Below are 25,933 nucleotides of genomic sequence, written 5' to 3' on the forward strand. Positions count from 1 at the left end.
TTAAATAGTTGTTTTCTTTAATAATTATAAAGTTAAGCAGATAAATGTGCTTATCCAAATTACTGTACCTTAATCTAAGCTAAAGGTCTTTATTTCTTCGATAGGTTTAGTCATATTAATTTTAATGATAGACTGGTAATATGGTTTGAAACTGTCATTAAAAAAGGTGTTTGTTTTTTCTAATGCAGTTTTTAAATCTGTTTTAGCATGTTCTATCAACGTTGTTTCTGTTTTTGTTAGACCATTTTGTCTAGTCGCTGTATACCAAGACGCTGTACCTAATCTACTATTAACACTAACATCTAATGTTCTAGTTATACCTTGTCGTTTGTCTTGTTTTCCTGTGTAAATGTCTAACAGTGTATCAATCTCCTTAATAATGTCTTTAGACGCTTTTATCTCTTCTTTGTATTTTGACTTATCTAAATCGGTTAATTCTTTTTTATATTTTTCAGCTAGTTTTTTATTTTCAGCTAATTGTTTTGTCGCGTCAGCAGCAATTTGACGTAATTTTTCAATTTCTTTTAAAGCAGCATAAACTTCATCTGTGTTTTTAGAAGACACCTCTAATCTAGGGTCAGAAGCGACAGTAATCATACTTTCAGAAGTTTGATCACCATATTCTAAAACCGCTTTGTAAGTTCCTGGTTTAACATCAACTCCACCTGGTTCTCTTTTTTGTTTTCTAATGGTTCTTGAAGGTCTACTACTACCTTTTTCATCCATGTACCAAGTCCATTTATGTAACCCTTTTTCTTTAGGAACTTTTCGTTTTAAAGTTCTAATTAACTTATCGTTGTTATAGATTTTAAGTGACATAGAATCCCATTCAACTTCATTTTCTTTGGTTTCAGAATCTTCTTTCTTTTCCTCTTTGTCATCTCCTTTTTTAGTTTCTTTTGAAGCTTTTTCTGGTGTTACATAGTAAGTAAATTGTGCACCACGACCTCTATTTTGACCATGAAACATAGCGTCTGCACCAAAACGACTTCCTGTTGGCTGTTGGTATGCAGCTTGGTAAGCAGTAGGAGGAGAAAATAGTTGAATTTTATTGTTTATAATTTGTTTGTTTTTAGCTATTGCTCTTAACGGTCTAATATCGTCTAAAACCCATGCAGCACGACCAAATGTACCAATAACTAAATCATGTTCTCTTGGATGGATCACTAAATCTTTTACTGAAACCGTAGGAAAACCTTTGGTCCATTTTGTCCATTTGTTTCCTGCATCAATAGATACATATAAACCATCATCAGTACCTAAAAACATAAGGTTTGGTTCAACTAAATCTTCAACAATGGACAACGCATAACTTTTAACATCGTTTTGGTCTACAATTCTTTCCCAAGTTTTTCCATAGTTTTTAGTTCGGTAAGCATATGGTGTGTAGTTAAAGCGTCTGTAATCATTAGCAATAAGTAATGCTTCACCTTTATTTTTATTACTAGCTTTAATTTGTGCAATCCAGCTTCCTTTAGGTAAGCCTTTAATATTACTAGAAACATCACTATAAGTTTGACCTCCATTTTGTGTGATATGTACACGTCCATCGTCAGTACCAACCCAAAATACATCCTTTTCAACAGTAGAAGGTTCAATAACTAAAATAGTACAGTGGTTTTCAGCACCTGTTGCATCTAAAGTTAATCCACCACTTTCATGTTGTTTTAATTTGTTAGGATCATTAGTAGATAAATCTTCAGATATTACTTCCCAAGTTAAACCTTTGTCTGTAGATTTATGTACAAACTGACTACCAAAATAGACTGTATTATTATCAAAAGGATCCACATTTATAGCAGCATTCCAGTTAAAACGTAGTTTAACATCCTTATCAGGATGTGTTGGTTGTACTCCAAAATTATTACCAGTTTGCCAATCGTAATAACTAACATAACCTTGTTGACTCATAGTCCAACCGTAACGCGAATTGTCTTTATCTGGTATAACATCAAAACCGTCACCAAAACTAATCTCTTGCCAATAGCTATTACGTATACCTTGAGCACGCCAAACATAAGCAGGTCCTCTCCAAGATCCATTATCTTGCATTCCTCCATACACATTATATGGATACTCGTTATCTACATTAATATGATAAAATTGTGCAACAGGCATGTTACCAATAAAACGCCAATTTTTTCCACCATCTTTGGTTATGTTTAGTCCACCATCATTTCCATCTATCATAAAGTTTCCGTTAGTAGGATGGATCCACCAAGCATGATGATCTGGATGTACACCATTATCTGCACCATAAGCTGGCATTAATTGCGAAAAGTTTTTTCCACCATCTTCACTAACATTTATGTAAGTAAAAACAGAGTATACTCTATTTTCGTTTTGAGGATCTACATATATTTCAGAGTAGTAAAATGGTCTGTTACCAATATCACTTTTATCGTTAACTTTTTTCCATTTAAAACCACCATCTTCACTTTTGTATAACGCATTTTTTTTAGCTTCAACTAAAGCATAAACATTATTGGGTTTGTTTCTAGCAATAGCAACTCCAATACGTCCTAATTCCCCTTTAGGGAAACCTTCTTTTTCTGTTACTTTAGTCCAGTTTTTACCACCATCATGTGTAATGTGTAAACCCGAACCTGCTCCACCAGATTTAAAAAACCATGGATCACGCTTGTGCTCCCATAAAGTTGCAATTAATTTATTAGGATTAGTAGGATCCATAACTAAATCTGCTGCTCCTGTTTTGTTGTTAGCAAACAGTATTTTTTTCCAGGTTAATCCACCATCTGTGGTTTTAAAAACACCACGTTCAGGATGTTCTCCCCAAGGACTACCAATTGCAGCTGCATAAACTATGTCTGGATTTGTTGGATCTATTACCACACGATGTATGTGTCTGGTTTTTTCTAATCCCATAGACGTCCAAGTTTTTCCAGCATCTAAAGACTTGTAAATGCCGTAACCACCATTTAAACTGTTTCTTGGGTTTCCTTCACCTGTTCCAACCCAAATGACACTTGGATTAGATTGTTGTATTGCAACAGACCCTACAGACGCTGTTACTTCTTTGTCAAATAAAGGATCCCATTTAATACCACCAGAAGTAGACTTCCATAAACCTCCAGATGCTGTACCAACGTACATAATATCAGGGTTGCTATGGACAACGTCAATTGCAGTTACACGACCAGACATACCACCTGGACCAATGTTTCTTGGTGTCATGTTTTTAACTAAATCCATCGAGAATTCTTGCGAAAAAGCTGTGATAGAGAAGAGTAATAAAAGTAAAAAGGATAATTTTTTCATTTTTGGTAAATTAGTTTGCATAAAGTTAAGCAACATATTCTTAAAAAGCTGTTAACACGTTTATTTAGATGTTAATTTGTTGTATTTTTATACTGCAATGAAAGAAAAAAATATACACAAAAAAGGTTTCGTATTTAAACCCTACGAAGCACCTTCACTATCACCTTTCGAGAAGCTTTTTGACATATTTAAAGAGTTGATTACACATACTTCAGGAGATTTTGACGAAGCTATAGATTGGCTTCGTGAATTAGATAAAGAATATAAGTTAACCACTCCAGAATATACCATTGATGACTTTATTGAAGATTTGAAAGCTAAAGGTTTTATTCGTGAAGAGATTAAACCCGATGGAAAAAAAGGAAATGCCATTACTGCCAAAACCGAACGCGCAATCAGGCAATCTGCTTTAGACCAAATTTTTGGTAACATAAAACGTAGTGGCTCTGGTAACCATAAAAGTAAAGGTACAGGAGTAGGAGATGAGCATACTGGCGATTTTAGAAATTACCAGTTTGGAGACAGCTTGGATAAAGTGTCCATGACAGAAAGTCTAAGAAATGCCCAAATTAACAACGGAATAGGAGATTTTAACTTAACCGAAGATGATTTAGTGGTTGAAGAAACGACCCACAAATCTCAAATGAGTACGGTTTTGATGATTGATATTAGTCACAGTATGATTCTTTATGGAGAAGATAGAATTACTCCTGCAAAAAAAGTAGCTATGGCTTTAGCTGAATTGATTACGACACGTTACCCAAAAGATACATTAGATATTCTAGTTTTTGGTAACGATGCTTGGCCAATTAAAATTAAAGATTTACCCTATTTAAACGTTGGTCCTTATCATACAAATACTGTAGCAGGATTAAAATTAGCAATGGATTTATTAAGACGTAAACGAAACACCAACAAACAAATTTTTATGATTACCGATGGTAAACCCAGTTGCTTGCGTTTACCTGATGGAACCTATTATAAAGACAGTAATGGCTTAAATCCTTACATAACCAATAAGTGTTATGCACAAGCACAGCAAGCTAGAAAATTACATATTCCTATTACAACTTTTATGATTGCTCAAGATCCTTATTTAATGCAATTTGTTGAAGAATTTACGCATGCTAATCAAGGTAAAGCTTTTTATACAGGTTTAAAAGGTTTAGGAGAAATGATTTTTCAAGATTACGAAACAAACAGAAAAAAAAGAATTAAAGGATAATGAAAATAGAAACAATAAAAACTTTAGGCGAATTAAAAAAAGCTGGATACCAAAGCAAATCGATTAAAGACGAATTAAGAGATAATTTAATTGAAAAAATAAAGAATAAAACAACCGTTTTTGAAGGTGTTCATGGTTATGAAAATACTGTAATACCAGAGTTAGAACGTGCTATTTTATCACGACATAATATTAATTTTTTAGGATTACGTGGTCAAGCTAAAACACGTTTAGCACGTTTAATGCTTAATTTGCTAGACGAATATATTCCTGTTGTAGAAGGTAGTGAAATTAATGACGATCCTTTACAACCAATCTCACGTTTTGCTACAGAGTTGATTACAGAAAAAGGTGATGATACACCAATTACTTGGATGCACAGAAGTGAGCGTTTTGCCGAAAAATTAGCGACTCCAGACGTAACTGTTGCAGATATTATTGGAGATGTAGATCCTATAAAAGCAGCCAATTTAAAACTAAGCTATGCAGACGATCGTGTGATACATTACGGAATGATTCCTCGTGCCAATCGTTGTATTTTTGTAATTAATGAGTTGCCAGATTTACAAGCAAGAATTCAGGTTGCTTTATTTAATATTTTACAAGAAGGAGATATTCAAATTAGAGGGTTTAAATTGCGTTTACCTTTAGATATGCAATTTATTTTTACTGCAAATCCTGAGGACTATACTAATAGAGGAAGTATTGTAACACCATTAAAAGACAGAATTGGATCGCAAATATTAACGCATTATCCAACAGATATTGAAACCGCTAAAACCATCACACAGCAAGAAGCTAAGTCTGATGGAAGACAAAAAGAGAGTATTCATGTACCCGAATTAGCCAAAGATTTGTTAGAACAAATTGTTTTTGAAGCTCGTGATAGTGATTTTATAGACGAGAAAAGTGGTGTAAGTGCACGTTTAAGTATTACTGCTTTTGAAAACTTATTAAGTGCAGCAGAGTTACGATCGTTAAAATCTGGAGACGAAAAGACAACCATTCGATTATCAGACTTTTTAGGGATTATTCCTGCAATTACAGGTAAAGTAGAATTGGTTTATGAAGGAGAACAAGAAGGTGCAGCGCAAGTCGCTTATAATTTAATTGGTGAAGCTGTAAAAAGTTTGTTTCCAGAGTACTTCCCTAAGATAGAGAAATTGAAAAAGCAAGAAGACGAAAGTCCTTACGACACTATTGTATCATGGTTTTTTAATAATTCTGATGGTTTTGAATTGTTAGACGATTTACGTGATAAAGAATATATTAGCTTATTAGATGCAGTGTCGCCATTAGATGATTTACTTGGAGAGCATCAACCTAAATTATTAAAAGAAGAAAGCTATTTTGTGAAAGAATTCGTGCTTTGGGCTTTAGTAGAATATAAGTTGTTAAGCAAATATAGATTTACAGAAGGTATTCAATTTAAAGACCCTTATGGAAGTTTTATAAGTGGATTATAAGTTCTTGAAATAAAAACTGCAATAGATAATAGTGCCTGAATTTTTTTAGGCACTTTTTTTTATAAAAAAATATATTTTGAGCAACCATAAAAGGTGGTTTGTTCGTATATATTTAAACCCAAAAAAAATATATCAACCGTGAAACATTTTTACAACTTAACCTTTTTAACTGCTTTTCTGTTTTTTACAACGCTTAATGCACAGATTTCAGCAGTAAGTTTTCAAAATCAGACTTACCTACACGGTATACAGCCTGATAACATTCAATCTAATGACATTTATGATGTATACGTGTCTTGGAGAACCACTTTTGCCGAACCCTGTAATAATGGTCGCTATCGTATAAAATTTGATACTCCAACTGAAACAGTATCAGAAGGAATTGCTTACGGTATGTTATTATCTGTTTACGCCAATGACAAAGAGTTGTTTGATGGCTTATGGTTATACTACCAAGATTTTGTAAACGCTAATGGAGTTATGAATTGGAAAATCGATGGCTGTAATAGTGTTATTGGTAATAATGGAGCTACTGATGCAGAACTAGATGCAGCTTATGCATTAATAGTTGCTGACCAACGTTGGCAAAGTTTAGGTGCAATTGACTATCAAAGTGATGCTATATCACTAATTACTATTATTAAAAATCATGAGGTTGAAGCTGGATCAAACGTCCTTAAACCAGGTGATGCTTGGGGAGGAAGTAACACGACTAACCCGTCTTATCTAGCTCCTGGTTACTTTAAAGTTTTTGGTGTCTATACTGATGATAGTGCTTATTGGAATGCTGTTGCAGATAAAAGCTACGCTATTATTAATGCCAATTTAGCTCAGAATAATGCGAGTTATAATTTAGTATCTGATTGGTGTAAAGCAGATGGAACCTACTCAACAGAAGTATCATGGGCTTATAACCAAGGTCAATCTTATTACTATGATGCAGCACGTACACCATGGAGATTTGCTACCGATTATATCTGGTATGGTAATACAGAAGCTAGTAATTACAATCAATTATGTATTGATTTTGTTAATGCGCAAGGTGGTTTTAATCAGATTTATCCAGGTTACTCTCAATCTGGTGTAGCCATTAACACTTCTTACAAAGATCCAACTTTTACAGGAGCTTATGCTACTGCAGCAATGACTTCAACCAATCAATCTTTTGTAAATAATGGGTATTCTGAATTAAAAAATCAAGCAACAACAGCGTATTTTGGAGCGACTTTACGTGCTATTTATATGTTTGCTTTATCAGGAAATATGTATAATGCAATTCAAGATAACACGCTAAGTACAACTGAAAATGTTTTAGATACATTTAAATATTATCCAAACCCAGTTAAAGATACTTTGCATATTCAGTTTAAAACAGCACAATCTAGAACTGTAGAAGTGTATTCGATTAATGGTCAGCAACTTTATCAAAACCAAGTAAAAAAATCAGAATTAAAATTGGATATTTCACAATTTAAAACTGGTGTTTATTTTCTTAAAATAGATAATAAAAGCTTTAAAATAGTTAAGTCTTAGATATAACTATTTTTAATTAAAGGTTTAATCAAGTAATCGTTTATTCCTTTTAATTTGTTTTGGTTTTAACCACAAATAAAAACCACTAACACAAATAAATAATAATCCTAAACCAAGAACTGTAGAGTAGATTAATTTTGAATATTTAAAATGAAATAAATAATCTACGATTGATCCATCATGAATCATTTCAATTAAATCTGCAGTTCTTGTTTTTTCTGAAACAATGTTTCCGGTGTAACAGTCAATCTGTAATTCGGTAAAATGGGTTTCAAATCTAACCTTAGCAATACCTTTTCTAGGTCTGTAATCAATTCTGTTAATTTCAGTTGAAAGATTAAGGCTATCAATATAATGTATTGCATGTTGTTCAATTTCATTTAAAGAAATTAAAGATCTATTATCAGAGTGTACAGTAACAGAGGAAGGTTTAATACCTAACTGATCTTTCCATGCTAATAATAAACCTGTAGCACTCATTACTACAATAAAAAGAAGTAACACAATAGCTACCTTGCGATGCGTTTGTCTATACCAACGTGCTGATTTGGCTAAGTTTTTATTTTTTTGTTTCACAGCTTATAATTAACAACTAATCTGACAAAAGTTGATACATTAACTTCTTAAAAATTAGTTAATATTAAGACTGCCAATTTTTAATAAATTTAGACTAAAGTGGTAACCACTTCAATATCATTGTGTAATGTTTTGTGAACTGGACATTTATCTGCAATTTGAAGTATACGTTGTATTTGTTTATCGTCTAAAGCTCCAGTTAGTTTAATGACTCTATTAAAGGTATCTACTTTAATCTCTTTTGACTCATTATTTTCAATAACTTGTTTTGAAACTTTAGTATGTGAAGTATGAACTTCAATATTTTGTAGATCCCAACCTTTTCGTTTTACATACATTTGAACTGTCATTGCAGTGCAAGCAGATAATCCTGCAGAAACAAACTCATAAGGAGAAGGACCAAAATCATTACCTCCATAACTAATTGGTTCATCTGCCATCATGGTATGATTTCCGACCGTCATTTGTGTTGTAAAACCATCTTCTTTATCTAAACTAGCAACCGCTTGATGAGTGGTTTTAAGGGTATCAATAATAGGGATAGAAATATAGCGTTTTGCCCAAGTAGCAATGACACTTCCTGCGTAAACAGAATCTTCTTTTTTCAATAATAAATGATCAGCACCATCTAGAGTTACAAAACTTTTTGGATGTCTTGAAGCTACATAAATGTCTTCTGCATTTTCAATACCAACCGTTGTGTCTTGAGGCGAATGCATTACTAATAATGCTTTGCGCAAGTTTTGTGCAACATCAGGTAGCGATTTGGTTTCGATATCATCTAAAAATTGTTTTTTAATAGTAAATGGACGTCCTCCAATATTAACATTTGCTTTTCCTGTAGTGTTAATTTCTTTGACGCTACTTTGTATTAAATGTTGTACGTGTTTTGGGTTAGAAGGCGCACCAATAGTTGCGACTGCCTTAATAGATTTTATTTTTGAGGCAGCAAAAATAACAGCAGCTCCACCTAAAGAGTGTCCAATTAATAGGGAAGGAGCAATATAGTTTTCTTCTAGATAATTAGATGCACTAATTAAGTCCTCTACGTTTCCAGAAAAATTTGTGTTTTCAAAATTACCCTCGCTTTCTCCTAATCCAGTAAAATCAAAGCGTAATACTCCAAAACCATTGGCTGTTAATTCTCTTGAAATATTTTTTACAGCAGATAAATTTTTATTACAAGTAAAACAATGTGCGAAAATGACAAAATTATGAGGATGTTGGTTTATAGGAAGCTCTAAACGTCCAACTAGTTGTTGTCCTTCTGTATTTATAAAATTTACTTTTTGAATGTTCATTGTAATTGGTTTTTAATTCAGTCGGAAAATATTTGAAGCCTTTCAAAATGATTATATCACCACGTCTCTCTAGATTTAATATTTGCTTCGCATAATTTAATAATTTCTGTAACTCTTTTTTGCTTAGTCGTCTCTCTTTTAGCTTGGTTTAACCAATATAAGTAACTTTTTCTGTAGGAAGGCGCAAAGTTATTGTAGTTATTAAATGCTTTTGGATTTTTATCAAATGCTAGTTGTAACAGGTCTGGAATAATACCTTTTTCAACAGCATCTAAAGCGGTCCAACTTCCGTTTTTCTTACCAATATCTATTATTTCTAAACCTTTAGGATGCATTAAATCCTCAGCTATTAAAGTTTTAATATGTTTTTTGTTTAAAGCACTCCACACACTTTTTGGGTTGCGTTTGCAAAAATATTGTCTACGTTTTCCGTCACCTAAACTTTTAACAGTACTATCAATCCAGCCATAACATAACGCTACTTTTACAGCCTCTTCCCAACGCATGCTTAGCTTTTTGTGACTTACTTTGTAAAAGATGAGGTAAATGCCTTCATCGTTATCATGGTTTTCGTGTAGCCACGCTCTCCATTCAGAATCAGTTTTAAAATAGAGTTCTTCTTGTTTCATTTTAAATGTTTTTTGTCTCTATAAAGAAATCTCTATCTATAACGATCGTGGCATTTTTGCTTTTTAATTTTAAAGTTTTATTTTTTGAAGTAGGTGTAATCCACTGTGAAACACCATTGATTTCAATTTGAATTGGGATTACAAAGTTTTCAACTGTATTATTCCATTTGTACGTTAGTTTTTTACCATCAATACTATACTGTAATTCAGGAATTTTAGTAGAACGTAAATACTGATTAAAAAAGCCTTTTAAATCCAAACCAGATTCTTGAATTATACAATCTTCTATTTGTTGTGTGGTTACTGTTTGATGATAAAACTTACTGTTTAAAGTACGCAGTATTTGTCTCCACTTTTCATCGTTATTAACTAGTTGACGTATGGTGTGAAGCATATTTGCACCTTTATAGTACATGTCTCCAGATCCTTCTTTATTAACATTATAATATCCAATTAAAGGTCTATCGTTTTGAATGTTTCGTCTTGTTCCAATAACATAATCTGCTGAAGCTTTTGTACCATAATAATAGTCTAAGAATAAACTTTCAGAATAAGCTGTAAAGCTTTCGTGAATCCACATGTCTGCAATATCTACATTTGTAATATTGTTAGCAAACCACTCGTGTCCAGCTTCATGTATAATTATAAAGTCGAATTTTAAACCCCAACCTGATCCAGATAAATCACTACCTAAATAGCCTTTCATGTAACGGTTTCCGTAGGTTACAGAGCTTTGGTGTTCCATACCTAAATAAGGGACTTCAACTAGTTTGAAACTATCTTCGTAAAAAGGATAAGGACCAAACCAATGCTCAAAAGCTTTCATCATTTTTGGAGCATCCTTAAAATGTTTTTTAGCTTTTTCTAGATTGTCTTTTAGTACATAATAATTCATGTCTAAATCTCCTTTTTCTCCTTTGTATACTTCAGAGAAATTTGCGTAATCACCAATATTAATATTTACACCATAGTTATTAATTGGATTTGCTACGTGCCAATGGGTTGTAATGGTTTCGTCTTTATTATTTACAATACTTTTAAGTCTACCATTAGAGACATTCATTAAATTTTTAGGGATTGTAACGCTAATATCCATACTATCAACTTCATCATACATATGGTCTTTATTGGGCCACCAAACACTAGCACCTAAACCTTGACAAGAGGAGGCTATAAAATGCTTTCCGTTATTGTCTTTTTTCCAAGAAATTCCACCATCCCAAGGTGCTCTAACAGCTTCACGTGGTTTACCTTCGTAATAAGCAATAACACTATTAATTTCGCCTATGTTTTGTTGTTTTTTAAGAGTTACAAAATGCGCATTTCCATCATGCTTTATCTCTAATTCCTTTTCATTTTGTGTCACTTTTGTTAAAGTTAATGGCTCTTGTAAGTCTATTTGTAAAACCTGATACGGTTTTAAAACTTTGTATGTGATTGTATTTTTTCCAGTAATAGTTTTGTTTTCAGGATTAACCTTAATGTCTAAGTGATAATACGTTAAATCCCACCATTCACGCTCTGGAGTAATACTACCACGAAGTGTATCTTGATGTGTAAAATTGTTTTTTTCTTGAAGTAAGCCTTCGTTATTTTGAGATATACAATAAGTTGCGATAAAACAAGTAATTAATATAACTAGATTTTTCATGTATTTAAATTGAATGTAAAGAACAAAAATAGATTAGTTTTTTAAATAAGAATAATTAAACTAGCTGCTTTAAAAGTGCTCTTACTTTTTCTGGATCCTTAATTTGATATTTAGCTTTTGTTTTAACGTATCCTATTTTTATGGTTGTGGCTAAATCAGGAGCAGCTTCAAACATATACTCATCTGTCCAATCGTCTCCCATTATTAAAATAAAATCATAATCTTCTTTCATTAATAATTGTGTTGTAGCTCTACCTTTGTTAACGTTACTACTTTTTATCTCGATAACTTTGTTTCCTTGTAAAACAGACAACTCGTTATTAGCAACCATACTGGTTAAAACAGTATTTAACTCCATAGTACGAATTTGTGCTAGTTCTGGATCTGCTGTTCTGTAATGCCAAGCTAAAGAGTATTCTTTTTCTTCTATAAAGGTACCAGGAGTCCTGTCTACAAAAGTTTCTAGAATGGGTTTGATGTTTGTCATCCATTCGGTTTTTAAAATTTCTAACGGTGTCCATTGACTACGTTCTCTCATCCAGACTCCATGATCTGTAATTAAATCATAAGATTTATTACCATACCAGTTTTCAAAAGTGGCTTTGTCTCTTCCGCTTATTAAGCACAACTTAGTATTATTTTGATTTTCAAATTGGTCTAATAAACCGTAAAGTTCTTCATCTGGTTTAGCATCTTGAGGATTGTCTTTAAAACCAACTAAAGTACCATCATAATCAAGAAGGACTAATCGTTTTTTTGCTTTTTTATAGGCTTCAACAATATCGTTTTGTAAAGATTCGTTTATTTTTTTAGACACGACTACGTCTTGTAATTTGTTAGTAGCCTCTAGGGTTTTAAAAAACTCATCAGCCCATTTTTCAACATCATAACGTTTTAAACGTTTTTGAAGGATTTTCATTCTGTTATTTTGTTCTTCTAAAGGCATTGTTAATGCTTTTTTAAGTGCAGAAGCAAAATCTTCAAAACTATTTGGGTTAATAAGTAAGGCTTCATTCATTTCTTTTGCAGCTCCAGCCATTTCACTTAAAATTAAGACACCATCTTGTTTAGTTCTAGTAGCAACATACTCTTTAGCAACTAAATTCATACCATCTCTTACAGGAGTAATTAATGCAATGTCTGAAGAAGTATATAAGTCTATTAAGTTTTCAAAGGGTAATGATCTGTAAAAATACCAGATTGGAGTCCAGCTTACAGTAGAAAATTCTCCATTAATCCTTCCGACTAATTCATCGGTTTCTTTTTTTAATAATTGGTATTGTGGTACGCCAGATCTAGATGGTACAGCAAGCATTACTAGTCTTACTTTTTCTTTGTATTCTGGATGTTTATTCAAGAAATATTCAAAAGCTCTAATTCTATTTGGTATTCCTTTGGTATAATCTAATCGGTCTATGGATAAGATTAATTTTTTATCACCATCTTCATTTAAATGTGTGTCAATTCTTTTTTGAAGTTCAGAAATTTCAGTGTTGGGGTTATCATGTTCTAAAGCAGCGTCATGAAATTTATTATAATCAATTCCCATTGGGAAAGAGTCCACTTTTACAATCCTATCATGATAAGTAATTTCATTAAAATTAACGTCTAAACGTAAAATTCTTTTAACAGAACTTAAAAAATGACGTTCATAATCGTAGGTATGAAAACCAATAAGATCTGCACCAAGCATACCAGTTAGTAATTCTTCACGCCAAGGAAACGTCCTAAATATTTCGTAAGAAGGGAAGGGTATATGTAAAAAGAAACCAATAGTTACTTCTGGTTTAACGTCTTTAATTAGCTGAGGTAGTAATAATAATTGGTAATCGTGTATCCAAACCGTATCTCCATCTTCAATGGTATCTAAAACGACTTCAGCAAATTTTTGATTAACACGTTTATAAGCTTCCCATTGGCTGTCTTCAAACTCAGTATATTCTAAAAAATAATGAAATAAAGGCCATAAAGTACGATTACTAAATCCTAAATAAAACTGGTCAATATCGTCTTGTGTCAGTCCAACAGCTTTACATTTTACGTCTTTAACTTTTGCATCAACCTCTTTTTTTAGGTCAGCATCTAGTTCTTCATCAGTAATACCAGTCCAACCAACCCAAAGTCCATTACCATCTGCATGAACAGATTTCATACCTGTTGCCAATCCACCAACACTAGGTGTTACATTAAGCTGGTCTTGTTCTATTGAAATTTGTAGCGGTAACCTATTAGAAACTATTATTGTTTTATTCATAGTAATATTTTGGATGGTTTTATAGTTTTTTGTTAATTTAAAGAAATTAGTATTTATACCACTACTTTAAACAGAAAAATAATGAACAATTTAGATTACGGAATTATAGGAAATTGTAGAAGTGCAGCTTTAATATCAAAAGATGCATCAGTAGATTGGTGTTGTTTGCCTAAATTTGATTCAGCATCTGTTTTCGCTAAGTTGTTAGATGATAATATAGGAGGTAGTTTTGGATTTACTGTTGACGATGGCTATACTACAGAACAATTTTATCTAGAAGATACAGCAATATTAGTAACACGATTTACAGAAGGAGATAATATATTTGAAGTTGTTGACTTTATGCCAAGATATCATAAGCCAAACGGAAGCTACCATTCTCCTCCAGAGTTTATTAGATATATAAAATACATCTCTGGACAACCAAAAATAAAGGTAGCTTATGACCCTAAATTAGAATATGCTAAAGGTGTAACTTCAACCTATGTAAAAGATGATTTTATTGTCAGTTTAAATAATGAAGACACTTATGATACATTATTTTTATATACAGATTTAGACAAAGAAAAGGTCTTAAATGGAGATGTTATAACATTAGATTCTGATCATTTTTTCTTGGTAGGTTATAACGAAAAATTATTTGTACCAAACTTGAAATATGCAAGTTTAGAATATGAGCGTACTAAAGTTTATTGGTTAAATTGGTTAGAGCGTACACCTACATATAAGAAATATAACAAACAGATTTCACGAAGTGCCATGACTTTAAAATTACTAAGTTATGATAAAACAGGAGCAGTTTTAGCAGCTGCGACCACATCTTTACCAGAAACTATAGGAGAAGTCAGAAACTGGGATTATCGTTTTTGTTGGATTAGAGATGCATCCATGGTCATTAAGGTCATGTCAAAACTTGGTCATAAAAATATAGCCAGACGTTACTTGAAGTTTATTATAGATTTGATGCCTGATAAGGATGAAAAACTGCAAATCATGTATGGTATAAGTGGAGAAAAAAAATTAACAGAAACCTCTTTAGACCATCTATCAGGTTACAAAAACTCAAGTCCAGTTAGAGTTGGTAATGCTGCTTATATGCAAAAGCAAAATGATATATATGGTATATTAATGGATGTAATACATCAGTTACTTCTTAATTTTAGTAATGATATCGATAATGGAGAAGAGTTGTGGACCATGACCAAAGGTATTGTTTGGGTAGTAAGTAGTCATTGGCAAGAACCAGATAAAGGTATTTGGGAATTTAGAGAAGGAGATCAGCATTTTACGTTTTCAAAAGTATTATGTTGGACAGCAGTAGATAAAGCTTTAAAAGTAGCCAAAATATTAGGTAAAACATCCAAATTACCACGTTGGGAAGCTTTAGAACAAGATATTAGAAAAGACATCATGCAAAATGCTTGGAACGAAAAAGCACAAGCTTTTACACAAGCTTATAACTCTGAGGATTTAGATGCCTCAGTCTTATTAATGGAATCTTATGGATTTATTGATGCAAAACACCCTAAATTTGTAAGCACAGTTAAAGCCATAGAACGCGACTTATGTTATGAAGGTTTATTATATAGATATAAAAATAAAGACGATTTTGGTTTACCTTCATCATCTTTTACTATTTGTACGTTTTGGTTTATAAATAGTTTATATAAAATAGGAGAGGAGCAAAAAGCAACAGAACAATTCGAAAAACTGTTGTCTTACAGTAATCATTTAGGCTTGTTTAGTGAAGATATAGATTTTAAAACAAAACGATTACTAGGTAATTTCCCACAAGCTTATTCGCATTTAGCTTTAATTGAAACTGCTATTAATTTATCTAATGTTACAGCAGAAGAAAAAGTAAAAGACTCTATAAGTTAATTTTTTTTTAAGTGAAAAGCAGAATAAGCAAACAAGCCATTTCAATCTGAAATGGCTTGTTTGCTTATATTATAAAAAGGTGTAAGGTTATCTCATGATTTTATTAGGAAACACAACAGGACTTTCAAAACCATCTTTTCCTACCGAAGCTATGCCAAAAAAATAGTTATCTATTACAATACCATCTAACATAAACTCTGAAACATCACCAACATAACGACTATGATCCCAAGTTGGCGACGTGGTATCTCTCCAATATATTTTATAACCAACAGCACCTTCAACTTTATCCCATTTAAATTTAACCGACGGTTCTACAATACCACCAATAGCAACAGTTGTTGGAGCAGGAGGAGCCCAAGCCAAATTGGCCATATTTATAGCATTAACAGTTGTTAGTTTTTTAGCGTACTCAAAATTAACATGCTCTATAACATCTCCATATTTAATTCCATTTTCTTCTCTAATATCTTGATGTTGTTGCGTATAGTTTTCATGTGCTTCCATAATTCTAATTCCTGCAAAACCAAGGTCATTAAAAGGTCTGTGGTGTCCACCACGTCCAAAACGATCTAAACGATAAACCATTATTGGATTCATTTCTGGCATATACGTTTTTACAGTTTTATGGATATATCGTGCTAATTGACGTGAAATACCATCAACTTCACCACCATAAAAACGTCTTAATCTTCGCTGTTTTTCAGTCTCGTTAGCAGGAACAGGTTCAGAGAAAATTCTAAACGTACGGTTGTCAATAACACCATCTACACCTTTAATGTTTCCAATCATGTCATTATTAAGTATACCAATAATATCCCAGTTTTGTTCCTTAGCATATTTAGCTAAACCACCACCACCAAAAAGACCTTGTTCTTCACCAGATAAGCCAACATAAACAATACTGTTTTCAAATTGATGTTTAGATAAAACCCTAGCAGCTTCAATTGTTCCAGCCATACCAGACGCATTGTCGTTAGCACCTGGAGCGTCTTTAGTAAACTCCATGGTATCACTACCTCTAGAATCAATATCTCCACTCATTATAATGTAACGATTTGGATATTTTGTACCTTTCTGAATCGCAACCACGTTTACTACCCAAGCATCGTGTGGTACACGTCTGTTACCTTCTTTGGTTACAAAATCCTTTTGGTAAAACACCTCTAAACAATCTTTACAGTCTTTTGATATAGTTTCAAATTCAGATTTTATCCAACGTCTGGCGGCACCAATGCCTCTTGTTTCAGAAATAGTATCACTAAACGTATTTCTAGTACCAAAATCGACTAATTTTTGAATGTCTTTTTCTATACGTTCTGCAGAAACAGCATCAATAATATCGTATATTTTTTGACTAGTTTGCGCAGAGACTATAACAGTTGTTAATAGTAATAAGGGAAGAATTAATTTTTTCATTTATTTTTTTCCTAAAAATACGAAAAAAGAAAAGCTGTTTCAAAATAGAAACAGCTTTTAAACTTTTATAACAATATTTGTTACTCAACAACTTCATTTTTAGTTTCATTTTCTATTGTTGGTTCTTCTGATTTGCCCATAAAAAATAAAGCACCTCCAATAACAATAAGTCCTATTTTAATGATCCAAGCAGGTGTTTCTCCCCATTCATAAATCCACATTAAAATTGTAGGAACACGTCCCATAAAACTTAAAACAATAGCGAATAACCCGAAAAAGGCCATATAACCTCCAATTTTTTTCATATTTATATATTTAGTTGGTTTTTGAATTTAAATATATAAAAAAAAGTTTTTATAAATTTTAAGCTCAGTTTTTTATTGTTTTTAAAGAATAAATTATCTTGTTTTTTTAATTAGTAGTTTTGGTGATATAATTGTTTGACAAACTTAATTCCAAACAATTCTCTGCTATACTAGAGGATTGATTATACTTTTTAAATTTATTAAAGCTTAAATGATTTATATAATTAAGATTGTGAAGAGTAAGTTTTAAGTAACAAAAAAAGGCTACTTCATTACAAAGTAGCCTTTTTAAGATAATTAAAACTAAATTTTTAGAAGCAGTATTTGTTTTCTGCTTTTACTTTTTCAGCAATCTCGATACGTAAGTCTACGATATCTGGATAGTTAGCGTATTTTGTAAAACGCTTAAGACCCATTAACATCATACGTTGTTCGTCTCCTTCAGCAAAAGAAATAATGCTTTCTTTTCCTTTTTCTTCAACGATATCAACAGCGTGATATAAATATAATTTAGCCATTGCAATTTGAGCAGATTGCTCAGCTTCGCTAGTACGTTTAACGTTTTTCTCAGTTCTTAAAATTGCAGACTCTGCCATGTAGATCTCAATTAAGATATCTGCAGCTGCAATTAATAATTGTTGGTGCTCTTCTAATTGAGGACCAAATTTTTGAACAGCTCCACCAGCAACCATTAAAAATGCTTTTTTAAGCTTTTTAATCATTTCTTTCTCTTCTGAAAACAATTCAGAATAATCAGGAGTTTCAAAAGATGGTATTCCCATTAATTCTTCTTGAACTTTAGATGCAGGACCTAATAAATCAACGTGACCTTTCATAGCTTTTTTAACAAGCATACCAACGGTTAACATTCTGTTGATTTCATTAGTACCTTCGTATATACGTGCAATTCTAGCATCTCTCCAAGCAGATTCCATAGGAGTTTCTTCAGAGAATCCCATTCCACCAAAAATTTGGATACCTTCATCTGCTGCGTTTTGTACATCTTCAGATACCGCAACTTTTAAGATAGAACATTCAATTGCATATTCTTCAACACCTTTAAGCTCTGCTTCTTGGTGTGTATTTCCAGCAGCTTCACGCATTGCGATTCTGTCTTCAATATTTTTAGCAGCTCTATAAGTAGCAGATTCACCAGCATACGCACTAGCAGCCATTTCAGCTAATTTAGTTTTTATAGCACCAAATTCAGCAATAGGTGTTTTAAATTGTTTACGCTCGTTTGCATAATTTACAGCTGTTGTTAAGATTCTTCTTTGAGAATCTAAACATGCAGCAGCTAATTTAATACGTCCAACGTTAAGTGCATTCATGGCAATTTTGAAACCTTCACCACGTCCAGCTAGCATATTTTCAGCAGGAACAACAGTGTCGTTAAAAAATACTTGACGCGTAGAAGACGCACGAATACCTAATTTATGTTCTTCTTCTCCTAAAGTAATTCCGTTAGGATTTTCACCATCATATTCTACGATAAATCCAGTAATGTTTTTATCATCTTCAATACGAGCAAAAACGATCATCACGCTACAGAAACCTGCATTTGAGATCCACATTTTTTGTCCGTTAATTTTGTATGATTTTCCGTCTGCAGAAAGTTCAGCAGTAGTTTTACCAGAATTAGCATCAGATCCAGCTCCAGGCTCTGTTAAACAGTAAGCACCAAACCACTCTCCAGAAGCTAATTTTGGTACGTATTTTTGTTTTTGTTCATCAGTACCATAAAGAGTAATTGGCATAGTACCAATACCTGTATGTGCACCAAAAGCAGTACTAAATGATCCAGTTCCAGAAGAAATGTAATCACATGTTAATACTGTAGAAACAAATCCCATTCCCATTCCTCCAAAATCCTCAGGAACAGCAACACTTAAAAAGCCCATTTCTCCAGCTTTACGCATAACTTCTTCAGTTAGTGCGTAGTCTTTAGCTTCAAAACGTGCTTTATGTGGTATAATTTCACGGTCATTAAATTCCATTACAGAATCTTTCATCATTGCTTGTTCTTCTGAAAAATCTTCAGGAGTAAACACATCGTCACAATTTGTTTCTTTTACTAAGAATTGACCACCTCTTAAGATGTCTTTTTCTAAATCTGCCATTTTATAGTATTGTATTAAGTTCTTTGATTAATTTAAAAATTCGAATATTCCACAAGCACCTTGACCTGTACCAACACACATGGTAACTGCACCATATTTACCTTTCATGTCTTGCTTACGCATTTCATCAAAAAGTTGTACAGATAATTTAGCTCCCGTACATCCTAATGGGTGACCCAATGCAATTGCACCACCATTTACGTTAATAATATCTGGGTTAAGACCAAGTTCTCTAATTACTGCTAAAGATTGAGAAGCAAAGGCTTCGTTTAATTCAATTAAAGCTAAATCATCTTGTTTTAATCCTGCTTGTTTTAATGCTTTTGGTATTGCTTTAACTGGTCCAATTCCCATAATACGAGGCTCAACACCTGCAGCAGCATAGTTTACCATTCTTGCAATTGGCTCTAAACCTAGTTCTTTAACCATGTCTTCACTCATAACCATTACAAAAGCAGCTCCATCACTCATTTGTGACGAGTTACCAGCTGTAACACTTCCTCCAGCAGCAAATACTGCTCTAAGTTTTGCTAAAGCTTCCTTACTGGTTCCTTTTCTAGGACCTTCATCTTTAGTTACTGTATATGATTTTGTTGCTTTTTTTCCGTTAGCATCAATGTAAGTTTGTTCTACTTCAATTGGTACTATTTGATCTTGAAAACGATTTTCAGCTTGTGCTCTTAAAGCTTTCATATGTGAATTGTAAGCAAATTCATCTTGGTCTTCACGAGATACTTTAAACTGTTTAGCAACAGCTTCAGCAGTATTTCCCATTCCCCAATAATAATCTTCGTGACCCGATTTTACGATATCGTAGTTTAATTCTGGTTTAAAACCAGTCATTGGTACACTACTCATGCTTTCTGCACCACCAGCAATAATACAATCTGCCATTCCAGCTTGTATTTTTGCAGTTGCCATACCAATAGTTTCTACTCCAGAAGAGCAAAAACGGTTGACAGTTACTCCTGGAACATCTACAATATCTAATCCCATTAAAGAGATTAAACGTGCCATATTTAAACCTTGAGAACCTTCTGGCATTGCATTACCAACAATAACATCGTCAATACGCTTTGGGTCTAAACCTGGCAATTCCTTCATCATATACTTGATGGTTTCTGCTGCCAATTCATCTGTTCTTTTAAAACGGAACACGCCTTTTGGTGCTTTACCAACTGCGGTTCTATATGCTTTTACTATATATGCTGTTTTCATTTTTCTTAGTTTCTTAAAGGTTTACCTTTTGTTAACATGTGTTGAATTCTTTCCAATGTCTTTCTTTCAGTACAAAGAGAAAGGAATGCTTCACGTTCTAAATCCAATAAATATTGCTCGTTAACTAAAGTAGGTTCAGATAAATCTCCACCAGCCATAACATAAGCTAATTTATTTGCAATTTTCATATCGTGTTCTGAAATGTAGTTAGAGTCCTGCATAGAGTCTGTTCCTACTAAGAACATACCTAAAGCTTGTTTACCCAATACTTTTACATCAGTACGTTTTACAGGTTGTGTGTAACCAGAATTAGCCATTAACATCGCGTGTTGTTTTGCAACTGCTATTTGACGGTCTTTATTTACAACCACCACATCTTTTCCTTTTTGAAGTAGGTTTAAATCGAAAGCTTCATAAGCTGAAGTCGATACTTTAGCCATACCAATAGTTAAGAAATGCTCTTGTAACACGTTAAGTTGTACGTCTCCTTTTTGGAAAAGATCTTGCGCTCTTAAAGCCATTTCTTTAGATCCACCACCACCAGGAATAACACCAACACCAAACTCTACAAGTCCCATGTAAGTCTCAGCTGCTGCAACTACTTTGTCTGCATGTAGTGATAATTCACATCCACCACCTAAAGCCATTCCGTGAGGAGCAGAGATAGTTGGGATAGAAGAGTATCGCATACGCATCATTGTGTCTTGGAAATATTTGATAGCCATGTTAAGCTCGTCATATTCTTGCTCTGCAGCCATCATGAAAATCATTCCGATGTTTGCACCAACCGAGAAGTTTGCAGCTTGGTTACCAACTACTAATCCAGCAAAATCTTTTTCGGCTAAATCAATAGCTTTATTTAAACCTGCAAGAACGTCTCCACCAATAGTATTCATTTTAGATTGGAATTCTACGTTAAGGATTCCGTCACCTAAATCTTCAACAACAACGCCAGAATTTTTAAATACCTCGTTTGTTTTTCTGATGTTATCTAGGATGATGAAACTATCTTGACCAGGAATTTTTGTTTGTGTTTTAGAAGGAATATCATAGTAATATGTTGCACCTTCTTTTACTGTGTAAAAAGATGTATTACCAGAAGCAATCATGTCATTAACCCAAGCAGCTGGTTCTAAACCTTCAGCTTTCATTAACTCGATACCTTTTTCTACACCAATAGCATCCCAAATTTGAAATGGTCCGTGTTCCCAACCAAAACCAGCTTTCATAGCATCGTCAATTTTATAAACATCGTCTGAAATTTCTGGAATACGATTAGATACGTAAGCAAATAATGCAGTGAAGCTTTTTCTATAAAACTCACCAGCTTTATCTTTTCCTTTTACTAATACTTTAAAACGGTCAACAACTTTATCAATCGTTTTCGTAAGTTCTAAAGTTGCAAATTTTGCTCTTTTAGAAGGTCTATATTCTAAGGTGTTTAAGTCTAAAGCTAAAATCTCTTTTTTGCCTTCAGCAGAAACACTCTTTTTATAAAATCCTTGTTTAGTTTTACTTCCTAACCATTTGTTTTCCATCATGGTGTTGATGAAATCTGGTAATTCAAATAACTCTAAACGTTCGTCATTAGGACAGTTTTCTCTAATTCCGTTAGCCACGTGAACTAAAGTATCTAATCCAACAACATCTACTGTACGGAAGGTTGCAGATTTAGGACGACCAATTACTGGTCCTGATAATTTATCTACTTCTTCAATAGTTAAATCTAAATCTTTAACTGCGTGGAATAAACTTTGTATGCTGAAAATACCAACTCTGTTTCCGATGAAAGCAGGTGTGTCTTTAGCAACAACAGAAGTTTTTCCTAAGAATTTTTCACCATATTCATTTAAAAACTCTAATACAGAAGCATCTGTATTTGGTCCTGGAATGATTTCGAATAATTTTAAGTAACGTGCTGGGTTGAAAAAGTGTGTTCCACAGAAATGTTTCTGGAAATCTTCACTACGTCCTTCGTTCATGAATTTAATTGGAATACCAGAAGTATTAGAGGTAATTAAAGTTCCTGGTGTTCTGTACTGTTCTAGTTTTTCAAAAACTTGTTGTTTAATATCAAGTCTTTCTACTACAACTTCCATAATCCAATCTACATCTGCTACTTTAGCAATGTCGTCTTCTAAATTACCTGTGGTAATGCGACTTGCAAAAGCTTGACTGTAAATAGGTGATGGTTTAGATTTTAGTGATGCAGTTAAGGCATCGTTTACTAATCTGTTTCTAACGACTTTGTCTTCTAAAGTTAGACCTTTAGCTTTTTCTTTGTCGTTTAATTCTCTAGGTACGATGTCTAATAATAGTACATCTACACCAATGTTGGCGAAGTGACAAGCGATACCGCTTCCCATAATTCCGGAACCAATAATGGCTACTTTTTTAATTCTACGTTTGCTCATGATTATTTTAAAGTGTGTTCTTTTTGATTGTAAATTTTTTTGTTAGAAATCATTTCGTTAATAGTTTCAGAAACTTCAAAAAAGTGTTTCAGTTTATCCTGAGGTATTTTACTTTTTATAGCCTCATTAAAAACAAGAACGCGTTCTCTTGCATCGTTTCTTTTTTCTTTTCCGTAAGGAGTTAAATATATCAAAACACCACGACCATCGTTAGGGTTAGGTTTACGCATAATTAAATCTAACTCTTCCATACGTTTAAGTATACGAGATAGACTTGTTGCTTCCATACCCATAATTGGTCCTAGTGATGTAGAAGGAGTCCCTTCGTCTTGATCTATGCTTAATAAAGTAAAACCAGTTGCCATTGTTGTACCAAATTTAGCAGCCTCTTCATTGTACATTTTGTTGACAGCTAACCAAGTGGTTCTTAGCATGTAATCAATGGTTTTGTCTTTCATATTGAAAACTCAATTAGTTTGTTACTTTCAAAGATAATAAAAATTTATTATGCATGCATAATAAATTTCAAAAAAATGTGCACAAAAAAAAGCTACCTAAAGATAGATAGCTTTTTTAAAATAACAATGTTTTTAATTGTAAAATATTGCTAACCAATTAATTGGTTGGTGATTATTTTTTACTAATGACCATAAATGTCATTGTACAATGCTTTATAACGTTCTTTAATAATTTTACGACGTAATTTTAAAGTAGGTGTAAGGTGACCTCCTTCAACCGTCCATGCTTCTGGTGTTAATCTAAATTGTTTGATCTTTTCCCATTTAGCAAAGTTTTCGTTTGCAGCATCAATTTCTTCTTGAAAACGAGCTACAACCTCAGGGTTAGTTACAATTTCTTCATTAGTACCTAATGTTTTGTTGTGTATTTTAGCCCAATCTCTTATAAAATCAAAATCTGGTTGTACAAATGCTGCTGGCATTTTTTCGCCTTCACCAATGACCATAATTTGATCTATAAATCTAGATTGCTTACATCTGTTTTCTAAAAGTTGTGGAGCAACATATTTACCACCTGAGGTTTTGAACATTTCTTTTTTACGATCTGTAATTTTTAAGAAACCTTCATTATCAATAACACCTATATCTCCTGTATGGAAAAAGCCATCTTTAATTACTTCTGCGGTTTTTGCATCATCTTTGTAATATCCCATCATGACTTGTGGGCCTTTTACACAAATTTCACCATCTTCAGCTATCTTAACTTCAGTACGATCCAGTAGTTTTCCTACTGTACCAATTTTAAATCCTCCGTCTCGCATATCATTAACAGATACAACAGGAGAGGTTTCGGTTAGTCCGTAGCCTTCCATAACACCAAATCCTGCTGCGTTAAATACACGAGCAAGCCTAGGTTGTAAGGCAGCACTACCTGATGCCATTACTGCAACTTCACCACCTAAAGCAGCTTTCCATTTACTGAAAATTAATTTATTAGCTAAGTTTAATTTTTGAGTATACCACCAGCCATTTTCTCCGTAAGGTTTATAATCTAAGCCAACTTCTACAGCCCAGAAAAATAATTTTTTCTTTATTCCTGTTAAATCAGCTCCTTTGGCAATAATTTTATCGTAAACTTTTTCCAAAAGTCTAGGTACAGCAGTCATCACTTGTGGTTTTACCTCTTGAGCATATTCGCTAATTTGATCAATAGGTGCATAATGTATTGAGGCACCACAATATTGGTATAAGTAAATAAGCATACGCTCATACACGTGGCAAAGCGGTAAAAAGCTTAAAGCTCTTGCTTTACCAAGCTCAATTGGTATGCGTTTAAAACTTTCTAGAGCATTACTAACAAGGTTGTCATGAGATAACATTACACCTTTTGGTCTTCCTGTAGTACCAGAAGTGTAAATTAATGTTGCTAAATCGCTGGCTTTAACTTTGTTTTTTAAATTTTCAACTTCATTTTGGTTAGATGTGTCTTTACCTAAATCTAAAACTTCTTGCCAATTTTTACAGTCTTCTAGTTGATCAAAGCAATATACTTCTATTAAAGAAGGTACTTCTGATTTTATTTTTTTTACTTTATCATATACGTCTTGACAAGAAATGAAGCAATATTTAGCTTCAGAGTGGTTGAGTACGTATGCATAGTCTTCTTCAGAAATGGTTGGGTAAACAGGTACATTCTGTGCACCAAGTTGTAAAATACCAATATCCATGATATTCCATTCTGTGCGGTTTGTAGAAGATATTACCGCTATTTTGTCATTTTGAGAAATTCCTAACCTTAGTAGTCCTCTACTAATAGTATTTGCTTTTTCAATATATTCTTTAGTTGAAATAGATATCCATTTATCATCATATTTTGTTGATAAAGCTTTTTCAAGATTATATTTTTCAAGTTGATAGTAAGGAAAATCGAAGAGTCTAGTTATTTCTATCATTTGTTAGTTTGCGAAGTTAATGTTTTGCAAAGTATGAAATTTTATCTCGATTTCAAATAGTAGTTAAAAAAAGGAGCTGTAATTAAACAGCTCCTAAGCTAACTGATTGATAGCGTGAAAAAATGTTTTGATGATTTTTGTTTAATAACTAACTGTGTTTAAATGAATCCCTTAACTTCCATTTAAATTAAATAAATCACATTATTTCGAAGCTAAATTATGTAAAATCTATTTAAATAAAATGTAAATTTT

At 32.9% G+C, this 25,933-nt stretch carries 17 protein-coding genes; 4 read left to right on the forward strand and 13 right to left on the reverse strand.

Translation table 11 applies throughout. From position 1 onward, the window contains the following. Nucleotides 1–69: 69 nt before the first annotated feature. A complete protein-coding gene (locus JAO71_RS05865) occupies nucleotides 70–3,279 on the reverse strand; it encodes a VPS10 domain-containing protein (RefSeq protein ID WP_202999539.1) in 3,210 nt (1,069 codons plus the stop codon). A 97-nt stretch (nucleotides 3,280–3,376) separates the two neighbouring features. Between JAO71_RS05865 and JAO71_RS05870 the strand changes: the two genes are divergently transcribed. From JAO71_RS05870 to JAO71_RS05880, 3 genes are all read left to right on the forward strand, one after another. Next, complete coding sequence (locus JAO71_RS05870; protein WP_116823179.1) at nucleotides 3,377–4,504, forward strand: vWA domain-containing protein; 1,128 nt, start codon at nucleotides 3,377–3,379, stop codon at nucleotides 4,502–4,504. Continuing rightward, the gene (locus JAO71_RS05875) at nucleotides 4,504–5,970 is read left to right on the forward strand and encodes a sigma 54-interacting transcriptional regulator (protein ID WP_028606499.1); all 1,467 of its coding nucleotides are present in this window, start codon (nucleotides 4,504–4,506) and stop codon (nucleotides 5,968–5,970) included. The genes JAO71_RS05870 and JAO71_RS05875 overlap by 1 nt, the downstream gene beginning before the upstream one ends. Nucleotides 5,971–6,108: 138 nt before the next feature. Further along, on the forward strand, nucleotides 6,109–7,503 hold the full coding sequence (locus JAO71_RS05880) for a glycosyl hydrolase family 8 (protein WP_202999542.1): 1,395 nt from the start codon (nucleotides 6,109–6,111) through the stop codon (nucleotides 7,501–7,503). Nucleotides 7,504–7,527: 24 nt separating this feature from the next. Here the strand turns inward: JAO71_RS05880 and JAO71_RS05885 are convergent, their stop codons facing one another. The 5 genes from JAO71_RS05885 to JAO71_RS05905 form a co-directional block, all read right to left on the reverse strand. After that, nucleotides 7,528–8,079, reverse strand: a complete 552-nt coding sequence (locus JAO71_RS05885) for a PepSY domain-containing protein (protein WP_028291285.1) — start codon at nucleotides 8,077–8,079, stop codon at nucleotides 7,528–7,530. Nucleotides 8,080–8,168: 89 nt separating this feature from the next. Next, on the reverse strand, nucleotides 8,169–9,380 hold the full coding sequence (locus JAO71_RS05890) for a bifunctional alpha/beta hydrolase/OsmC family protein (protein WP_202999544.1): 1,212 nt from the start codon (nucleotides 9,378–9,380) through the stop codon (nucleotides 8,169–8,171). A gap of 56 nt (nucleotides 9,381–9,436) precedes the next feature. Next, on the reverse strand, nucleotides 9,437–10,009 hold the full coding sequence (locus JAO71_RS05895; RefSeq protein WP_054851485.1) for a YdeI/OmpD-associated family protein: 573 nt from the start codon (nucleotides 10,007–10,009) through the stop codon (nucleotides 9,437–9,439). A gap of 1 nt (nucleotide 10,010) precedes the next feature. Further along, nucleotides 10,011–11,660: a M1 family metallopeptidase gene (locus JAO71_RS05900; RefSeq protein WP_202999546.1), complete on the reverse strand. Its 1,650-nt coding sequence runs from the start codon at nucleotides 11,658–11,660 to the stop codon at nucleotides 10,011–10,013. Between the two features lie 55 nt (nucleotides 11,661–11,715). Continuing rightward, complete coding sequence (locus JAO71_RS05905; protein ID WP_202999548.1) at nucleotides 11,716–13,914, reverse strand: bifunctional alpha,alpha-trehalose-phosphate synthase (UDP-forming)/trehalose-phosphatase; 2,199 nt, start codon at nucleotides 13,912–13,914, stop codon at nucleotides 11,716–11,718. An 81-nt stretch (nucleotides 13,915–13,995) separates the two neighbouring features. Here JAO71_RS05905 and JAO71_RS05910 point away from each other — a divergent pair, with 81 nt between their 5' ends. Further along, nucleotides 13,996–15,795 carry a glycoside hydrolase family 15 protein gene (locus JAO71_RS05910; protein WP_202999550.1) on the forward strand — a complete coding sequence of 600 codons (1,800 nt, stop codon included), beginning with the start codon at nucleotides 13,996–13,998 and terminating at the stop codon, nucleotides 15,793–15,795. 87 nt (nucleotides 15,796–15,882) lie between these two features. Here the strand turns inward: JAO71_RS05910 and JAO71_RS05915 are convergent, their stop codons facing one another. The 7 genes from JAO71_RS05915 to JAO71_RS05945 form a co-directional block, all read right to left on the reverse strand. Further along, the gene (locus JAO71_RS05915; RefSeq protein WP_202999552.1) at nucleotides 15,883–17,214 is read right to left on the reverse strand and encodes a M28 family peptidase; all 1,332 of its coding nucleotides are present in this window, start codon (nucleotides 17,212–17,214) and stop codon (nucleotides 15,883–15,885) included. A gap of 80 nt (nucleotides 17,215–17,294) precedes the next feature. After that, nucleotides 17,295–17,519 (reverse strand): hypothetical protein, encoded by a 225-nt coding sequence (locus JAO71_RS05920; RefSeq protein ID WP_054851480.1) that lies wholly within the window; start codon nucleotides 17,517–17,519, stop codon nucleotides 17,295–17,297. A 311-nt stretch (nucleotides 17,520–17,830) separates the two neighbouring features. Then, nucleotides 17,831–19,639, reverse strand: a complete 1,809-nt coding sequence (locus JAO71_RS05925) for an acyl-CoA dehydrogenase family protein (RefSeq protein WP_116823171.1) — start codon at nucleotides 19,637–19,639, stop codon at nucleotides 17,831–17,833. A 27-nt stretch (nucleotides 19,640–19,666) separates the two neighbouring features. Next, nucleotides 19,667–20,857, reverse strand: coding sequence for an acetyl-CoA C-acyltransferase (locus JAO71_RS05930; RefSeq protein ID WP_116823170.1), 1,191 nt, complete (start codon nucleotides 20,855–20,857; stop codon nucleotides 19,667–19,669). Between the two features lie 5 nt (nucleotides 20,858–20,862). Further along, the gene (locus JAO71_RS05935) at nucleotides 20,863–23,271 is read right to left on the reverse strand and encodes a 3-hydroxyacyl-CoA dehydrogenase/enoyl-CoA hydratase family protein (RefSeq protein WP_202999553.1); all 2,409 of its coding nucleotides are present in this window, start codon (nucleotides 23,269–23,271) and stop codon (nucleotides 20,863–20,865) included. A 2-nt stretch (nucleotides 23,272–23,273) separates the two neighbouring features. Then, nucleotides 23,274–23,729, reverse strand: a complete 456-nt coding sequence (locus tag JAO71_RS05940) for a MarR family winged helix-turn-helix transcriptional regulator (RefSeq protein ID WP_028291275.1) — start codon at nucleotides 23,727–23,729, stop codon at nucleotides 23,274–23,276. A 182-nt stretch (nucleotides 23,730–23,911) separates the two neighbouring features. Beyond that, complete coding sequence (locus JAO71_RS05945) at nucleotides 23,912–25,681, reverse strand: AMP-dependent synthetase/ligase (RefSeq protein ID WP_116823168.1); 1,770 nt, start codon at nucleotides 25,679–25,681, stop codon at nucleotides 23,912–23,914. Nucleotides 25,682–25,933 lie beyond the last annotated feature (252 nt).

The organism is Olleya sediminilitoris (genome assembly GCF_016785945.1).
In the GTDB taxonomy this organism is placed as follows: Bacteria; Bacteroidota; Bacteroidia; order Flavobacteriales; family Flavobacteriaceae; genus Olleya; species Olleya sediminilitoris.

Bases quoted from the DNA above. Each gene is read 5' to 3' on its own strand.
- JAO71_RS05910 (WP_202999550.1), top strand. From the start codon at position 13,996: ATGAACAATTTAGATTACGGAATTATAGGAAATTGTAGAAGTGCAGCT.
- JAO71_RS05900 (WP_202999546.1), bottom strand. From the start codon at position 11,660: ATGAAAAATCTAGTTATATTAATTACTTGTTTTATCGCAACTTATTGT.
- JAO71_RS05940 (WP_028291275.1), bottom strand. From the start codon at position 23,729: ATGAAAGACAAAACCATTGATTACATGCTAAGAACCACTTGGTTAGCT.
- JAO71_RS05895 (WP_054851485.1), bottom strand. From the start codon at position 10,009: ATGAAACAAGAAGAACTCTATTTTAAAACTGATTCTGAATGGAGAGCG.
- JAO71_RS05925 (WP_116823171.1), bottom strand. From the start codon at position 19,639: ATGGCAGATTTAGAAAAAGACATCTTAAGAGGTGGTCAATTCTTAGTA.
- JAO71_RS05890 (WP_202999544.1), bottom strand. From the start codon at position 9,380: ATGAACATTCAAAAAGTAAATTTTATAAATACAGAAGGACAACAACTA.
- JAO71_RS05875 (WP_028606499.1), top strand. From the start codon at position 4,504: ATGAAAATAGAAACAATAAAAACTTTAGGCGAATTAAAAAAAGCTGGA.
- JAO71_RS05905 (WP_202999548.1), bottom strand. From the start codon at position 13,914: ATGAATAAAACAATAATAGTTTCTAATAGGTTACCGCTACAAATTTCA.
- JAO71_RS05935 (WP_202999553.1), bottom strand. From the start codon at position 23,271: ATGAGCAAACGTAGAATTAAAAAAGTAGCCATTATTGGTTCCGGAATT.
- JAO71_RS05930 (WP_116823170.1), bottom strand. From the start codon at position 20,857: ATGAAAACAGCATATATAGTAAAAGCATATAGAACCGCAGTTGGTAAA.
- JAO71_RS05870 (WP_116823179.1), top strand. From the start codon at position 3,377: ATGAAAGAAAAAAATATACACAAAAAAGGTTTCGTATTTAAACCCTAC.
- JAO71_RS05915 (WP_202999552.1), bottom strand. From the start codon at position 17,214: ATGAAAAAATTAATTCTTCCCTTATTACTATTAACAACTGTTATAGTC.
- JAO71_RS05945 (WP_116823168.1), bottom strand. From the start codon at position 25,681: ATGATAGAAATAACTAGACTCTTCGATTTTCCTTACTATCAACTTGAA.
- JAO71_RS05865 (WP_202999539.1), bottom strand. From the start codon at position 3,279: ATGAAAAAATTATCCTTTTTACTTTTATTACTCTTCTCTATCACAGCT.
- JAO71_RS05920 (WP_054851480.1), bottom strand. From the start codon at position 17,519: ATGAAAAAAATTGGAGGTTATATGGCCTTTTTCGGGTTATTCGCTATT.